The following is a 14818-nucleotide window of genomic DNA, read 5'->3' as shown; positions in this document are numbered from 1 at the left end:
CCACGGTGGACCACGTCCACATCGGTACCCGAATCGTGCCCGGCGCGGTCTGGACCGGGCCGATTTCCGTCCACAGGGCGGCCCGCGTCGGGGCTCGTCCACAGGGTTCGACGACCTCGGGCCCTCCCGCGGAGCACGACCGCGCCCTCCCGTCGGAGGTAGAATCTGGAGCATGGCCACGTACGGCAAGCCCGGTGGCCACCGCGACGACCTCACCCACACCGACGTCACGCCGGCGTGGGTGGCGGATGGCGACTGAGACCGGCCGCGTCGAGGTCCTCGTCCTCGGCGCGTGCGAGGTGAAGGTCGACGGCACGGTCGTGCCCGTCACGGCCGCCCAGCAGCGCGTGGTGCTCGCCGCGCTCGCCCTGGCCGCCGGGGAGCCGGTGAGCGCCGACACCCTCTGCACGCACCTCTGGCCCGAGGAGGTGCCGGCGACCGGCCGCACCTCCCTGCACAACTCCATCCGTCGGCTGCGCACGACCCTGGCAGACGCCGGGGCCGCACCGGTGCTGGAGACCGGCGCCGCGGGCTACCGGCTCCGGCTCGGACCCGACGACCTGGACGCCGCCCGGGCCGAGCGCCTGGTCGGCGTGGCGCGCGCCCACGCTGCGGCCGACGAGCGAGCGGCGGCTCTGGTCGCGTACGACGACGCGCTGGCCGCGTGGCGCGGGGAGCCCCTCGCCGACCTCGCGGCCGCAGGCTGGCTGACCGGCGAGGCCGAGCGGCTCGCCGACCTCCGGCTGGCCGCCACCGAGGAGTGGGCCGACCTGGCGCGCGGCTCGGGCCTGGCCGACCGCGCCGTCGAGCGCCTCCAGCCGCTCGCCGAGGCCCACCCGCTGCGGGAGTCGCTGCGCGCGGCGCTGGTGCACGCCCTGCACGACGCGGGCCGGAGCGCCGAGGCGCTGGAGCACTACGCCCGGGCCCGCGAGCTGCTGGTCGGCGAGCTCGGGACCGAGCCCGGCGCCCTCCTGCGCGAGGCGCACGCCCGGGTCCTCGCCTTCGACGTCGGGGAGGAGCCGACGTCCTCGGCCCTGGTCGTCGTCCCGGCCCAGCTGCCCTCGCCACCGGCGCGCCTGGTCGGCCGGGCCGCGGCCGGCGCAGCACTGCACCGCAGCCTGTCCACGGTCGACGCCGGACCGGTGGCGTGGGTCGTCTCCGGGTCCGCGGGCGTGGGGAAGTCGGCGTTCGCAGCCCGGTGGTGCCACGACGTGGCGGAGCGGTTCCCCGACGGCCAGCTGTTCGTGAACCTCCGCGGCTTCGATCCCGGCGGCACGCCGCTGTCCGCCGTCGACGCGCTGCGTGCCCTGCTCGCCGGTCTGGGCGTGCCGGCCGAGCAGGTGCCGCAGAGCCTGGCGGAGATGGTCGGCGCCTACCGCAGCCTCCTCAGCGGGCGACGCGTGCTGGTGCTGCTCGACAACGCCCGCGACGCCGACCAGGTCGCTCCCCTCCTCCCCGCCTCGACCGGGAGCCTCGCGGTGGTCACCAGCCGCGACGAGCTGACGACGCTGGCGGTCACCCACGGCGTACGCCTGCTCTCGCTCGACCTGCTCGACGACCGCGACGCGCGCGAGGTGTTCAGCGCCCACCTCGACGCGGGTCGCCTCGAGGCCGAGCCCGGGGCGCTCGCGGAGATCCTCGACCGCTGCGGAGGCCTGCCCCTGGCGCTCGCGGTGGCCGGGGCACGCGTGGCGTCGGGCCCGCACACCTCCCTCGCCGACCTGGCCGCCGAGCTGCGCGACTCCTCGCTCGACAGCCTCACGCTCGGCCACCCCACCACCGACGTCCGGGCCGTGCTGTCGTGGTCCTACGACGCCCTGTCCGCCGACGCCGCCCACACCTACCGCCTGGTCGGCCTCCACCCCGGGCCCGAGATCGGCGTGGCGGCGCTGGCGAGCATGGCGGGCCGACCCCTGCGCCGCGTGCGGGCGTCCGTCGACGAGCTGGTCCGGGCCAGCCTCGTGACCGTGCGCCGGCCGGGCCGGCTGGCGCTCCACGACCTGGTCGCCGCCCACGCCGGCGAGACCGCCGAGTCGGCGCTCGGCGCCGAGGAGGTCGACGAGGTCCGGCGCCGGCTCGTCGACCACGTGCTCCGCGCGACGGTCGGCGCGACCCGGACGATCTTCGCCACGCCTCTGCCGTTCGCCCTCGGTCCGGCGCCGGACGGACTGGTCGCCGAGCCGCTGGACGACGCCGACCAGGGCCACGCGTGGCTGCGCGCCGAGCTGCCGGTCCTCCAGCGCGTCGCCGACCTCGCCGCCGCGACCCCGGGTCTGCACGCACACGCGTGGCGGCTCGCCCGCACCCTCAACGGCTACCTCTGCGACCGCAGCTCCTTCACCGAGCTCGTCGCCCTGCACGAGAGCGGGCTCGCCGCCGCGGTCGCCGCCGGAGACGTCGTCGGCGAGGCGGACTCGCGCCACGGGCTCGGCGAGGCGCTGACCGAGCTCGACCCCGAGGAGGCGGCCGTGCAGCTCGAGCGCGCCCGCGACCTCTTCGCGCTCGCCGGCGACCGCACCGGCGAGTCCGACGTCGAGAGCGCGCTCGGTCGGCTCCACGAGTCCACGGGTGACTACCAGCGCGGGATCACGCACACCACCCGGTCGCTCGACCTCGCCCGCGAGATCGGCGACGCCAGCGGCACGGCCGTGGCGCTCAACAACCTGGGCTGGCTCTACTCCTGCCTCGGCGACCACGAGGCCTCGCTCGGCTTCTGCCAGGAGGCGCTCGAGCACTACCGCCGCATCGGCGACCGGGGCGGCGAGAGCTATGCGCTCGACAGTGCCGCGCGGGCCTACCTCGGCCTCGGCGACCTGCGCCGTGCCGCCTCGATGTTCGCGCAGGCGGTGGAGATCGGCGAGAGCCTCGGGCACCACCTCAACCAGACCTTCAACCTGACCCACCTCGGCGACGCCCAGCACGCCCTCGGCGAGGTCGACCGGGCCCGCGCGTCCTGGACCGCTGCCCTCGACCTCCTCGAGGAGGTCGGCCACCCGCGCGCCGAGTCGGTGCGCTCGCGCCTCGCCCTGCTCGACGCCACGCCCGGGCCCGCGCAGGCGCGTTAGCGAGGCGTTAGCGCCCTCCTGCCAGCGTCGTCGTCGTACCTGGCAACGGGCTTCGCGGCACCCGCCGACGAGGCCCACCCCGACGGTCCTGTGCGACCGCCGGTCTCCTCGGAAGGGCACGTCATGCCTCGAACCTCCCGCCTGCGAGATCGCCTGCTCGGCGTCGTCGCAGCCAGCACCCTCGGCACCTCCCTGCTCCTCGCTCCCTCGCCCGGTCACGCGGACGAGAGCGCGAGCCCGACACCGGCACCGTCGGCCGAGGTCGGCGACGCCACGCGGCTCGCCGCCAAGGCCTACCCCGGCGTCCAGCTGATCTCCACGACCTACACCGCGACGGTGAGCGTCCGCGTCCCGGTGATCAACCAGGTCGCGGTCAACGCCCTCGCCCAGCGCCTCGCCATCCAGGCCGCCAACGGCGGCATGGACTTCACCGAGGAGGCGGTGACGGAGGAGATCGTCGACGCGCTGGTGAAGTCGCCCAACACCTACTTCGTCGCAGGCGCGCAGCAGGTCAGCCGCCGCCGCAGCCTCACCGGTGTCGGCACCGGCTGGGTGATCACGCCCGACGGCTACCTGGTCACCGCCGCCCACGTGGTCGACACCTCCGACGCGCAGCTGCGCCAGGAGTTCGCCTCGTCCGCGCTCAACCGCCTCGGCCGGCAGTTCGTCCGGGGCCTGCAGAACAGCGGCACGCAGCTCACGCCCGACCAGGTCTCGCGGCTCACCGACGCAGTCCTCGGCTGGCTCGCCGCCCACATGTCGGTGGGCCGGCTCGACGTGTCCGTCTCGGCCGACCTGGCGCTGGGCTTCGACGGGCTGGGCAAGGACCAGCGGGCCGTGGAGGCCGAGGTCGTCGACGTCGGCAAGCCCTACCCGGGCAGCGACGTCGCGCTGCTCAAGATCGACGGCCAGGACAACCTGCCCACCATCCCTCTCGGCGACAACGACGACGTCTCGCCCGGGTCGACGGTCCACGTGGTCGGGTTCCCCGCCGCGTCGACGTTCTCCCCCGGCCTGTCCCGCGACTCCCAGGTCCAGCCGACGGTCACCCAGGGTCCGGTGACGGCCGTGAAGAGCATGGACAACGGCATGCCCGTCTTCCAGACCCAGGCCCCCGCGAGCCCGGGCAACTCCGGCGGTCCCGTCCTGACCGACGGTGGCGAGGCGATCGGCGTCCTCGTCGCGAGCGCGGTGGGCAACGACGGCGTCGCCGCCCAGGGACAGAACTTCGTCATCCCGGCGAGCGAGGTGCTCGACATGCTCGGCCGCAACGGTGTGACCCCGGCCGAGAGCGACACCACGACGACCTACGACCAGGCCATCGACGCCTTCTACGACCACCACTACAAGGACGCCGTGCCGCTGCTCGAGCGGGTCGAGACGCTCTACCCCGCCCACCCGTTCGCGCAGAAGTTCATCTCCGACAGCAAGGCCGCGATCGACGAGGGCCTCGACGAGAGCCCGGTCGAGGAGGAGTCCGGCGGCCCGAGCGCGCTCCTCCTGGGCCTGGGTGCCGCGGCACTCCTCCTGCTGCTGGGCGGCGGGGCAGGAGCCTGGTTGCTCGTACGACGTCGTAGCGCGCGCCCGGCGCCGGCCGGCCAGTTCCCGACCCCGGCCTTCCCGGCCGGACCGCCTCCGGTGCCGGGACCGGTGCCGGCTCCCATGTCGGCCGGTCCGCCTCCCATGACGTCGGCCACGCCGGCACCGCCCACGCCGCGCCCCGAGGCGGTGTGGGACCCCGAGCGCGGCTGGCACCTGCCGGACGCCGGAACGGGACCGGCCCCGGCCCCCGCCCCGACTCCGGGCAGCACCACCCCCTGACACCCGTCGCTCCCACCCTCCGGTGGGGTCACGAGCCAGGTGCACCTGCGGCCCACCGGGAGGACGGGACGCACGAGGCCACCGGTCGGCTCGGGAGCGGCGGGGTGCGGGCCCCGGCGGCGCGGTCGACGCGCCGCCGGGGCCGGCGTGGTGCCTGCGACCGGGCCTGGAGGTCAGGTGGTGAGGAAGCCCTCGCCCACCAGCTCCCGGACCACCGGGAGGTAGGTCTCCTGCAGCTCGGCGACGTCGCGCTCGAGCAGCGCCCCGAGCGCACCGAGGAGCTGCCCGACCGACAGGTCCCCGTCGCAGGCACCGAGGAACGCAGCCTCCACGGTGTCGGCGGTGCGGGCGCGGCGGAAGCCCCGCTGCTGGCGCAGCACGATGGCCTCGGGGTCCTCGGCCCCCGGACGGCCGACCGTCTCCTGCTGCACGTCCTCCCGGGCGCGCAGCGTGGTGGCGAGCAGCTCCTCGTCACCCAGCCCGCGCAGGTCGGTGACCGCGTCGCCCCACGCGTGGATGGCGGGGCCGATCGGCTGCTCGACGTCGTACGGCCACTCGAGCAGCTGGTGCGTGCCCCCGCCTCCGAGGCGGACGTTGATCCAGCCGAAGCCGACGCCCTCGATCCCGGACTCCTCGAGCCAGGACAGCCAGGTGTCGTAGCGCCGGGCGTAGTCCGGACCACCGTGGTGGCCGCTGTCCTTGAGCCACAGCTCGACGTAGGCCGACGGGTCGAGGGTCTCGCGCTGCACGACGAGGGCGTCGCAGTCGTCGCGGAGCCACGAGCCGAGGCGGTCGTCCCACGACCGGCCCGCCACGATCGACCAGTTGGCGAGCACCTGGAGCCAGCCGCCGTCGGCGAGGTGGTCGGGCCCGGTGCGCACGATGTGCTCGACGACGCGGTCGCCGGGCAGGCCGGAGTCACGGTAGACGAGGCGTTCGCCCGTGGCCGGGGAGATGACGAAGGGCGGGTTCGTGGCGATGAGGTCGAACCGCTCGCCCGCGACCGGCTCGAAGAACGACCCGTCGCGCACGTCGACCTCTGCCGGGACCTCGTTGAGCGCGGCGTTGAGCCGGGTCATCCAGAGCGCGCGGGTGTTGACGTCGGTGGCGACCACGCGGGCGGCGTGCGCGCCGAGGTGCAGCGCCTGGACCCCGCAGCCGGTGCCGAGGTCGAGCGCCGAGGCGACCGGCTCGCGCATCGTCAGCTGGGCCAGGCTCGTCGAGGCACTCGAGATGCCGAGCACGTGGTCCGACCCGACCGCGACCGGCGCGCCGTCGAGGCCGGGCGTCAGGTCCGAGACCACCCACAGGTCCTGGTCGTCCGCGGCATAGGGGCGACAGTCCGTGCGGGCGGCGACCTCGCTCACGCTCTGCTCGAGCAGGCCGGCGTTGCAGAGCCGGTCGACCAGGCCGGGCAGGGCCTGGTCCGCCTCGTCGCGCGCGACCGTGGTCTGCAGCAGGAACAGCCGGACCAGCGTGTCGAGCGGCGCACCCGAGGTCGTACGCCGCTGGGCGGGCAAGGTCTCGTTGCGACCGAGCGCGCGGTGCGCCTCCTCGCCGATCGCCTCGGCGACGCGGTCGTAGGTGAAGTGGGCGGCGAGCAGGGCGTCGCGCAGGGGCTCGGCGAAGTCGAGGTCGGACGGCATGGGCCAAGCCTCCCAGACGTCCGTGCCACGATGACGTGGTGCTCGAGCGACCGGCGGACGTCAGCGACGACGAGGTCCTGGTGGTCGCGCGGGACCACTGGGAGCCGCGGGCCGACGCGGTCGAGCACCTCTCCGTCGGCTGGGGCGCGCACCACTGGCGGGTGGAAGTCGCCGGCGAGCCGGTCCTCTTCCTGACGCTCGACCCGGACCTGCCCCGCCACACGCACGCGTCGCTGGAGGCGGCGTACGCCTCCGCAGCGGCCCTGCCGCTCGACTTCGTGTGGCCGAGCCTCCCGACCGTGGCAGGCGCGTACGCCGTCCCGGTCGGCAGGCGCACGGCGAGCGCCACGCGGTGGCTGGAGGGCACGCGTCCCGAGGCATCGGTCGAGGAGCTGCCCGACCTGCTCGCGCGGCTGCACGCGACGCCTCCTCCTGCGACGGCCCGGACGTGGGCCACCGAGATCGACCCCGACCTGCCCACCCGCCTGCGCGACCTGCTCCAGCAGCGGTGGGACGGACCGCTCGGGACGGCCGCCCGTGAGCTCGTCGTCGAGCACCTCGCCCAGGTCGGCGGGTGGTCGCGCGAGCACTCCCGGCTGCTCGGCCTCCTCGACCCGTCGACCTACGTCGTCACGCACGGCGAGCCGCACGTGCGCAACCAGTGGCTCGCCCGCGGGCAGACGTGGCTGATCGACTGGGAGTCGCTCGTCCTCGCGCCGCCGGAGCGTGACCTCGCGACGCTGGTCCACGAGGGTCGCGACGTCGCCCACGACCCGCAGGTGGTGCGGCTGTTCGACCTCGAGTGGCGGCTCTCGGAGATCTGGTCGTTCGCCCAGTGGCTGCAGGGCCCGCACGCCGGCGACACCGACGACCACACCGCGCTCGGCGGCCTCACCGAGGAGCTGACCCGCCCGCACTTCGGCGAGCGCTGAGCGTCTTACCCCTGAAATGCCGCCGTGGCGGCCGGTTGCCGAGCAACCGACCGCCACGACGGTGAGGCGGTGCGTCCGTCAGACCGTGGAGGCCGCCGGGGCGTCGTCGGAGATGACGACCTCCCGACGCTTCGAGACCACGACCGCGACGGTGATGATCGCGACCGCCACGAGGGCGATCAGGATGCGGAGCACGTCGTTCTCGTCCTTGCCGACGCTCATCGAGACGATGGCGCTCGCGATGAGCAGCGACACCAGGTTCATCACCTTGATGAGCGGGTTGATGGCCGGGCCGGCGGTGTCCTTGAACGGGTCGCCGACGGTGTCGCCGATGACGGTGGCCTCGTGGGCGGGCGAGCCCTTGCCGCCGTGGTTGCCGTCCTCGACGAGCTTCTTGGCGTTGTCCCACGCGCCACCGGCGTTGGCCAGGAAGACCGCCATCAGGGTGCCGGTGCCGATCGCGCCGGCGAGGAAGCCCGCGAGCGCGGTGACGCCGAGGCCGAAGCCGACGGCGACCGGGGCCATCACGGCCAGGATGCCGGGCGTGATCAGCTCGCGGAGCGAGTCGCGGGTCACGATGTCGACGACCTTGCCGTACTCCGGACGACCCGTGCCCTCCATGATCCCGGGGATGTCGCGGAACTGGCGGCGCACCTCCATCACGACCGCACCGGCAGCGCGGGCGACCGCGTTGATGGCGAGGCCGGAGAAGAGGAACACCACGGCCGCGCCGAGCAGGACGCCGACGAGGACGGCCGGGTTGAAGACCTCGAAGCTGAGCAGGCCGGCCTCCTCGAGCGTCGGCTGAGCGTCGACGAGCGCCTCGGCCACCGAGGTGGCGTAGGACCCGAACAGCGCCGTCGCGGCGAGCACGGCCGTCGCGATCGCGATGCCCTTGGTGATGGCCTTGGTGGTGTTGCCGACGGCGTCGAGCTCGGTGAGGATCTGCGCCCCCTCCTCGCTGACGTCGCCCGACATCTCGGCGATGCCCTGGGCGTTGTCGGAGACCGGGCCGAAGGTGTCCATTGCGACGATGACGCCGACGGTGGTCAGCAGGCCGCAGCCGGCGAGCGCCACGGCGAACAGCGAGACCGTGAGGGTCGCGCCGCCGAGCAGGTAGGCGCCGAAGACGGCGGCGCCGATGACGAGCGTCGTGTAGACCGCCGACTCGAAGCCGACGCTCAGGCCGGCGAGGATCACCGTGGCCGGGCCGGTCAGCGACGTCTTGCCGACGTCCTTGACCGGGCGGTACTCGGTGCCGGTGTAGTAGCCGGTCAGGGCGAGGATGCCGGCAGCCATGACGATCCCGATGACGACGGCGGCGCTGGCGATGAAGCGCGGGTCGCCGTCGATCGCGGCGAAGTCCGGACCGAAGTCGGCGAACGAGCCGGGCAGGTAGATGTAGGACAGGATCACCGAGGCGACCGCGCCGATGGCGGCGGAGATGTAGAACGCCCGGTTGATGGTGGTGAGGCCGTTCTCGCCGGGCCTCGGCTTGGTGATGTAGATGCCGACGACCGCGGTGAGCGCGCCGATCGCAGGGATCAGCAGCGGGAAGACCAGGCCCTTGTCGCCGAAGGCCGCGGCGCCGAGGATCAGCGCGGCGACCAGCGTGACGGCGTACGACTCGAAGAGGTCGGCAGCCATGCCGGCGCAGTCACCGACGTTGTCGCCCACGTTGTCGGCGATGGTGGCGGCGTTGCGCGGGTCGTCCTCGGGGATGCCCTGCTCGACCTTGCCGACGAGGTCGGCGCCGACGTCGGCGGCCTTGGTGAAGATGCCGCCACCGACCCGCATGAACATGGCGAGCAGCGCGGCACCGAAGCCGAAGCCCTCGAGCACGTGCGGCGCCTCGTCCTTGAACAGGAGCACGACGACGCTGGCGCCGAGGAGGCCGAGCCCCACGGTCGCCATGCCGACGAACGCACCGGTGCGGAAGCCGATCGTCATGGCCGGGTCGCGACCCTCGGTCTCGGCGGCGGCCGCGACGCGGAGGTTGGCGCGGACGGCCAGGCTCATGCCGAGGTAGCCGATGGCGGCGGAGAAGCCGGCACCGACGAGGAAGAACACGGAGCGGCCGATGCGCACGGTGACGTCATCGGCGGGGAGTGCGAAGAGGACCACGAACGCGACAGCGGCGAAGATCCCGAGAGTGCGGAACTGCCGCTGCAGGTAGGCGTTGGCGCCTTCCTGGACGGCCTGGGCGATTGTCTTCATGTTGTCGGTGCCCTCGCCGGCGGCGAGCACCTGCGACCGGAACATCGCGGCCATCCCGAGCGCGCCGAGCGCGATCAGGGCGACGACGACGACCAGGACGAGGTTCCCGCCCTCGAGCTCCGGCTTCACGACTGCGGGCAGCATCCCCGTCATGCGTGTCCTCCTAGGACTTGGCCAAGTTGGTGAACGCGCCGGAGTCTACGCAGAAGTGACCCAGATCACGGGAGGGGGTGACCTACGCCACACGGGGGTGGGTCACCGGGGCATGCGCAAACCCCGCCGGACCCGTCCATCTGGGCATCCGTCGGGGTGGTGGAGCGGGCGGTCAGGCGCCCGGGGCGAGGCCGACGGAGTCGTGGATGACGAAGACCTTCGCGAGGCCGGTGATCCGGAAGATCTTGAGCAGGCGCTCCTGGGTGCACACGAGGTCGAGCGACCCGTCGTGGGCGCGGACCTTCTTCAGGCCACCGACCAGCACGCCGAGGCCGGTGGAGTCGAGGAACTCGACGGCCTCGAGGTCGACCACGATGTCGTAGGTGCCGGCGCCGACGAGCTCGGTGATGCAGTCACGCAGCTTGGGTGCGGTGTAGACGTCGATCTCGCCGCCGACGGACACGATGGCACGACCATCCACCTCGCGTGTCGCAAGGGTGAGATCCACGACTGCTTCCCCGGTCCCCGAACTCGTTCGGACAGTGCGGCGGGAGCGCGAGACGCGCCCCCCTTCATTCCGGGTGGTATCAAACCACGTCGTCCCAGGTTTCGCAGGACTCCCCAACAGTTCCCCGCGTGGGGTCACCGCTTCCGGGGAGGCGGACCTGCGATCGGCCCGCGGTCGGTGCCCACTGCCAGACTCGGGCGGGTGAGCCAGCCCCACCCGCACGCCCCGACCTCGGTCGACGGGCTCGTACGACGCCTCGCGGAGGTGCCGGGGCGGGAGGACCGGCTCCGCCACCTCGAGGTGCTCCCCGCGCGGGCGGCGGTCCACGAGGACTGGCCCGCGTGGGTGCCCGACGACGTGCGCGGGGCGTTCGCCGCCCAGGGCGTGGCGAGGCCGTGGCGCCACCAGGTCGTCGCCGCCGACGCGGCGCACGCGGGCGACCACGTCATCGTCGCGACCGGCACGGCGTCGGGGAAGTCGCTCGCCTACCAGCTCCCCGGGCTGTCGGCGATCCGCGCCGCGCGCGGTCCGCGCGGCGAGCGGGGCGCAGCGGTGCTCTACCTCTCACCCACGAAGGCGCTCGCCCACGACCAGCTCGCCGGGCTGTCGTCGCTCGGCCTCGACGTGCGGTTCGCCGCCCACGACGGCGACAGCTCGCACGAGGAGCGCGACTGGACGCGCGACTTCGGGGAGTACGTCCTCACCAACCCCGACATGCTCCACCGCTCGCTCCTCCCCTCCCACCACCGGTGGTCGCGGCTGCTCGGCTCGTTGCAGTACGTCGTCGTCGACGAGTGCCACCACTACCGCGGTGTCTTCGGGGCGCACGTCTCCCACGTGCTGCGTCGGCTGCGTCGGGTGTGCGCGATGTACGGCGCCAACCCGACGTTCGTGCTCGCCTCGGCCACCGTCGCCGAACCCGAGGTGACGGCCGCCCGGCTCACCGGGCTCGACGTCGTGGCGCTCACGCGTGACGACTCTCCGCGCGGCACCGTGTCGGTGCTGCTGTGGGAGCCGCCCTTCACGTCGTACGCCGGCGAGAACGGCGCTCCCGTGCGGCGAGCCGCCTCCTCCGAGGTGGCCGACCTGCTCGCGGACCTCGTCGCCGAGGACGTCCGGACGCTGGCCTTCATCCGCTCGCGGCGGGGCGCGGAGCAGGTGGCCCTGACGGCGTCCGAGCTGCTCTCCGAGGTCGACCCGTCGCTGCCGGACAAGGTCGCGGCCTACCGCGGCGGCTACCTGCCGGAGGAACGGCGGGCGCTTGAAGCAGCCCTGCGCCGCGGCGACCTGGTCGGGCTCGCGGCGACCAACGCGCTCGAGCTCGGCATCGACATCAGCGGGCTCGACGCCGTCCTGATCGCGGGCTTCCCCGGCACCCGCGCGGCCTTCTGGCAGCAGGTGGGGCGTGCCGGTCGTGGCAGCCAGGACGCGCTCGGGGTGCTCGTCGCCAAGGACGATCCCCTCGACACCTATCTCGTGACCCACCCCGAGACGCTGATCGGAGCGCCCGTCGAGGCCTCCGTCTTCGACCCGTCGAACCCCCACGTCATGGGCCCGCACCTGTGCGCGGCGGCCCAGGAGTCGCCGCTGGTCGAGGCCGACCTGCCGCTCTTCGGCCCGACCGCCCGCTCCGTGGTCGACGAACTGGTCGCGCTCAACCTGCTCCGCAAGCGCCCGCGCGGGTGGTTCTGGACCGACCGGTCGCGTGCGGCCGACCTCGCCGACATCCGCTCCGCGGGCGGGTCGGCGGTGCAGCTCATCGAGGCCGACACCGGCCGCGTGGTCGGCACCGTCGACGCGGGTGGCGCCCACAACCAGGCCCACGCGGGCGCCGTCTACGTCCACCAGGGCGAAACCTGGCTCGTGGAGGACCTCGACCTCGAGCACCACGTGGCCACGATGCGTCGCGACGAGCCGTCCTACAGCACCACGGCGCGCGAGGTCACCGACATCAGCATCGTGTCGACCCGCGAGCGCCGCTCGTGGGCCGGGTGCGAGCTGTCGCTCGGCGAGGTCGACGTGTCGCACCAGGTGGTCTCCTTCCTCAAGCGTCGCCAGCCCGGCGGCGAGGTGCTGTCGGAGGAACCGCTCGACCTGCCCGAGCGCACGCTGCGGACGACGGCCGTGTGGTGGACCGTGCCGGACGACGTGGTCGCCGAGTCGGGCCTCGCGACCCTCGACGTGCCGGGTGCAGCCCACGCAGCCGAGCACTGCTCGATCGGCCTCCTCCCCCTCTTCGCGACCTGCGACCGCTGGGACATCGGCGGCGTCTCGACCGCGCGCCACGCCGACACCGGGGTGCTGACCGTGTTCGTGTACGACGGCCACCCGGGCGGCGCGGGCTTCTCCGAGCGTGGCTTCCACACCGCCGTCTCCTGGCTCTCAGCCACGCGCGAGGCGATCGCCGGTTGCGAGTGCGCGAGCGGCTGCCCCTCGTGCATCCAGTCACCCAAGTGCGGCAACCAGAACAACCCACTCGACAAGGCCGGCGCGATCACTTTGCTTGATGCCCTCCTCGCGGGTGCCCCGAGCACGCCCGCGGAGGGCTAGATTCGCGTCATGGTCATCATCGGTCTCGGCCTCATCATCATCGGCGGCATCGCGATCCTCTCCGCCCTCTTCGTCAGCCAGCCCGGCACCGGTGGCGAGCTGCTCGGCTTCGACGTCACCACGCTCGAGTCGTTCTTCGTCGGGGTGGGCGCAGGAGCCGCCATCCTGTGGGGCTTCGCGATCCTCAAGTGGGGCACCAAGCGCAGCCTCGCGCACCGCAAGGAGCGCAAGGAGCTCAGCCAGCTCAACGCGAAGCTCGAGCGCGTCGAGGCCGAGCGTCGCGCCGAGGGTGACGACCACGACGGTCACGGGCACGACCGGGTCTGAGCCGTGCGCGTCGTCACCCGGCCGCCGCTCGTGACCACCCGCGCTTGATCCCCGCCCTCACCCCGGGCCCGCCCTCGCCTCCGCGGTAACCCTCACGACCCGCCACGGGACGTCCGGACCCGCGACGGACACCTCGACGGTGACGTCGTCGCCGGCCACGGTGCAGCTCTCCAGCAGTGCGTGGTTGGCCGACGCGACCCGTGCCGCCGAGGCGCAGGCGTCGTCCGTCGAGCCCGCTCCGGCCAGGGCCGCGAGGTCGGCTGCTGCTTGCGCCCGGCGCTGGGCGGCCACCAGGCCCCCTGCGGCGGCCAGACCCAGCATCACGAACATCAGCACCCCGGCCATCGCGACCACCAGCACCGTCGCCGCTCCGCCTTCTCCCCGCGGTCGCGTCACGACTCCTCCACCAGGGCGGTCGCCTCGGCGGAGACGGTGATGCCGGGCAGGGCGCCGAGAAGGCCGCCCGGGCCGGTGATCCGCGCGCTCGTCGTGACGACCACCTGGGCGTCGCCCGTGGAGATCGAGACCCGTGCGGAGTCCGGCGCGATCCGGAGGGCCACGGCCTCGGCCGAGGCCACGTCGTCCCCCCGCGCCACCGCACGGGCGGCCTCCCGGGAGGCGTCGATGACCCGGACCTGGGCCGCGCCGACCGCCAGCATCCAGACGAGTCCGGCGGTCAGCGCGACCAGGAGCGGGATCCCCAGCGCGAGTTCGGCCGTCGCCGCCCCGGACTCGCCCCGCGCCCGCCTCGACATCAGCCGATGCCGAGCAGGCCCATGACGTGCTTGAACAGCCGCTCGAGCAGCTGGTCACCGAAGCTGCCAGTGAGCAGCGTGTAGAGCAGCCCGGCGAACCCGGCACCTGCGGCGGTGCCGACCGCGTACTCCGCGGTGGTGATCCCCGCCTCGTCGCGCGCCACGTCCTTCGTCGTCCGCCTCTTCATGCGCATCCCCTCTCGTCGCGAGGCTCCCGGTGAACCTCGACGAGCACAGCCTTCGACGTCGGACCGACACCCCGCACCCGCGACCGACCGAGACTGGGGACGACGGCCATCTCGGACTGCCTGTGGACGGAAAGTGGCCCGTCGCGGTCGCTAGCCTCGGAGGCGTGAGCGAGATCGAGGTCGTCCGCATCGGGCCGGACGAGTGGCAGGAGTTCCGTTCGGTGCGACTCGCCTCGCTGCGCGACGCGCCCGGCGCGTTCGGGGCGAGGTACGACGACTGGGTGGCGGCCGACGGGGACCGCTGGCGCCGGCGGCTGGTCGACGTACCCCTCACGCTCGTCGCGCGCAGCGACGGCCACCCCGTCGGTGTGGTCTCCGGCGCCGACGACGGCCAGCGGGTCGAGCTGATCTCGATGTGGGTCGCGCCCGAGCAGCGAGGGACCGGGCTCGCCGGGCGCCTCATCGAGCAGGTGGTCGCCTGGGCCGCGTCGCACGAGCGGCCGACCTTCCTGATGGTGCGCGACGACAACGAGGCGGCGATCCGGTCGTACGCGCGCGCCGGCTTCACCGACCTCGGCGTGCCGGACGGCTGGCCCGCCGACGCACCCCTCGAGCGCCGGATGCGCCACGACGGCTGACGCACACGATCCGTCATC

The 14818-nt window shown here is 73.7% G+C and carries 12 protein-coding genes; 6 read left to right on the top strand and 6 right to left on the bottom strand.

The window, feature by feature from the left end:
* Positions 1-248 precede the first annotated feature (248 nt).
* Both BLV76_RS09280 and BLV76_RS09275 read left to right on the top strand, forming a co-directional pair.
* Positions 249-3065, top strand: coding sequence for an AfsR/SARP family transcriptional regulator (locus tag BLV76_RS09280; protein ID WP_090968875.1), 2817 nt, complete (start codon positions 249-251; stop codon positions 3063-3065).
* Positions 3066-3188: 123 nt separating this feature from the next.
* Positions 3189-4886 (top strand): S1C family serine protease, encoded by a 1698-nt coding sequence (locus tag BLV76_RS09275; RefSeq protein WP_090968874.1) that lies wholly within the window; start codon positions 3189-3191, stop codon positions 4884-4886.
* A gap of 173 nt (positions 4887-5059) precedes the next feature.
* Here the strand turns inward: BLV76_RS09275 and BLV76_RS09270 are convergent, their stop codons facing one another.
* Positions 5060-6532: a DUF7059 domain-containing protein gene (locus BLV76_RS09270; protein WP_090968873.1), complete on the bottom strand. Its 1473-nt coding sequence runs from the start codon at positions 6530-6532 to the stop codon at positions 5060-5062.
* A gap of 38 nt (positions 6533-6570) precedes the next feature.
* Between BLV76_RS09270 and BLV76_RS09265 the strand changes: the two genes are divergently transcribed.
* Positions 6571-7464, top strand: coding sequence for a phosphotransferase (locus tag BLV76_RS09265; RefSeq protein WP_175539619.1), 894 nt, complete (start codon positions 6571-6573; stop codon positions 7462-7464).
* A 78-nt stretch (positions 7465-7542) separates the two neighbouring features.
* Here the strand turns inward: BLV76_RS09265 and BLV76_RS09260 are convergent, their stop codons facing one another.
* Together BLV76_RS09260 and BLV76_RS09255 are read right to left on the bottom strand one after the other, a co-directional pair.
* The gene (locus tag BLV76_RS09260) at positions 7543-9834 is read right to left on the bottom strand and encodes a sodium-translocating pyrophosphatase (RefSeq protein ID WP_090968871.1); all 2292 of its coding nucleotides are present in this window, start codon (positions 9832-9834) and stop codon (positions 7543-7545) included.
* 172 nt (positions 9835-10006) lie between these two features.
* The gene (locus BLV76_RS09255) at positions 10007-10342 is read right to left on the bottom strand and encodes an anti-sigma factor antagonist (RefSeq protein WP_090968870.1); all 336 of its coding nucleotides are present in this window, start codon (positions 10340-10342) and stop codon (positions 10007-10009) included.
* Between the two features lie 201 nt (positions 10343-10543).
* On the opposite strand from BLV76_RS09255, the gene BLV76_RS09250 reads away from it, so the two are divergent.
* Positions 10544-12892 carry a DEAD/DEAH box helicase gene (locus tag BLV76_RS09250; protein WP_090968869.1) on the top strand — a complete coding sequence of 783 codons (2349 nt, stop codon included), beginning with the start codon at positions 10544-10546 and terminating at the stop codon, positions 12890-12892.
* A 9-nt stretch (positions 12893-12901) separates the two neighbouring features.
* Complete coding sequence (locus BLV76_RS09245; RefSeq protein ID WP_090968868.1) at positions 12902-13219, top strand: hypothetical protein; 318 nt, start codon at positions 12902-12904, stop codon at positions 13217-13219.
* Positions 13220-13276: 57 nt separating this feature from the next.
* On the opposite strand, the gene BLV76_RS09240 is transcribed toward BLV76_RS09245, so the two are convergent.
* Genes BLV76_RS09240 through BLV76_RS09230 form a run of 3 tightly spaced genes read right to left on the bottom strand, consistent with a single transcriptional unit; the run spans position 13277 to position 14162 of the window.
* Positions 13277-13615 (bottom strand): Rv3654c family TadE-like protein, encoded by a 339-nt coding sequence (locus BLV76_RS09240; RefSeq protein WP_139306531.1) that lies wholly within the window; start codon positions 13613-13615, stop codon positions 13277-13279.
* A complete protein-coding gene (locus tag BLV76_RS09235) occupies positions 13612-13974 on the bottom strand; it encodes a TadE family protein (RefSeq protein WP_090968866.1) in 363 nt (120 codons plus the stop codon). Before BLV76_RS09235 ends, BLV76_RS09240 begins: the two co-directional genes overlap by 4 nt.
* A complete protein-coding gene (locus BLV76_RS09230; RefSeq protein ID WP_217630301.1) occupies positions 13974-14162 on the bottom strand; it encodes a DUF4244 domain-containing protein in 189 nt (62 codons plus the stop codon). Before BLV76_RS09230 ends, BLV76_RS09235 begins: the two co-directional genes overlap by 1 nt.
* A gap of 164 nt (positions 14163-14326) precedes the next feature.
* Between BLV76_RS09230 and BLV76_RS09225 the strand changes: the two genes are divergently transcribed.
* On the top strand, positions 14327-14800 hold the full coding sequence (locus BLV76_RS09225; protein WP_175539618.1) for a GNAT family N-acetyltransferase: 474 nt from the start codon (positions 14327-14329) through the stop codon (positions 14798-14800).
* Positions 14801-14818 lie beyond the last annotated feature (18 nt).

This window comes from Nocardioides exalbidus (assembly GCF_900105585.1).
Lineage (GTDB): Bacteria > Actinomycetota > Actinomycetes > Propionibacteriales > Nocardioidaceae > Nocardioides > Nocardioides exalbidus.
The sequence above is the reverse complement of the archived record's forward strand: the minus strand, read 5'-3'. Positions and strand labels throughout refer to the sequence as shown.

Excerpts from the sequence above, each read along its gene's own strand:
- BLV76_RS09245 (WP_090968868.1), top strand. The coding sequence starts at position 12,902 with ATGGTCATCATCGGTCTCGGCCTCATCATCATCGGCGGCATCGCGATC.
- BLV76_RS09275 (WP_090968874.1), top strand. The coding sequence starts at position 3,189 with ATGCCTCGAACCTCCCGCCTGCGAGATCGCCTGCTCGGCGTCGTCGCA.
- BLV76_RS09270 (WP_090968873.1), bottom strand. The coding sequence starts at position 6,532 with ATGCCGTCCGACCTCGACTTCGCCGAGCCCCTGCGCGACGCCCTGCTC.
- BLV76_RS09230 (WP_217630301.1), bottom strand. The coding sequence starts at position 14,162 with ATGAAGAGGCGGACGACGAAGGACGTGGCGCGCGACGAGGCGGGGATC.
- BLV76_RS09235 (WP_090968866.1), bottom strand. The coding sequence starts at position 13,974 with ATGTCGAGGCGGGCGCGGGGCGAGTCCGGGGCGGCGACGGCCGAACTC.
- BLV76_RS09280 (WP_090968875.1), top strand. The coding sequence starts at position 249 with ATGGCGACTGAGACCGGCCGCGTCGAGGTCCTCGTCCTCGGCGCGTGC.
- BLV76_RS09260 (WP_090968871.1), bottom strand. The coding sequence starts at position 9,834 with ATGACGGGGATGCTGCCCGCAGTCGTGAAGCCGGAGCTCGAGGGCGGG.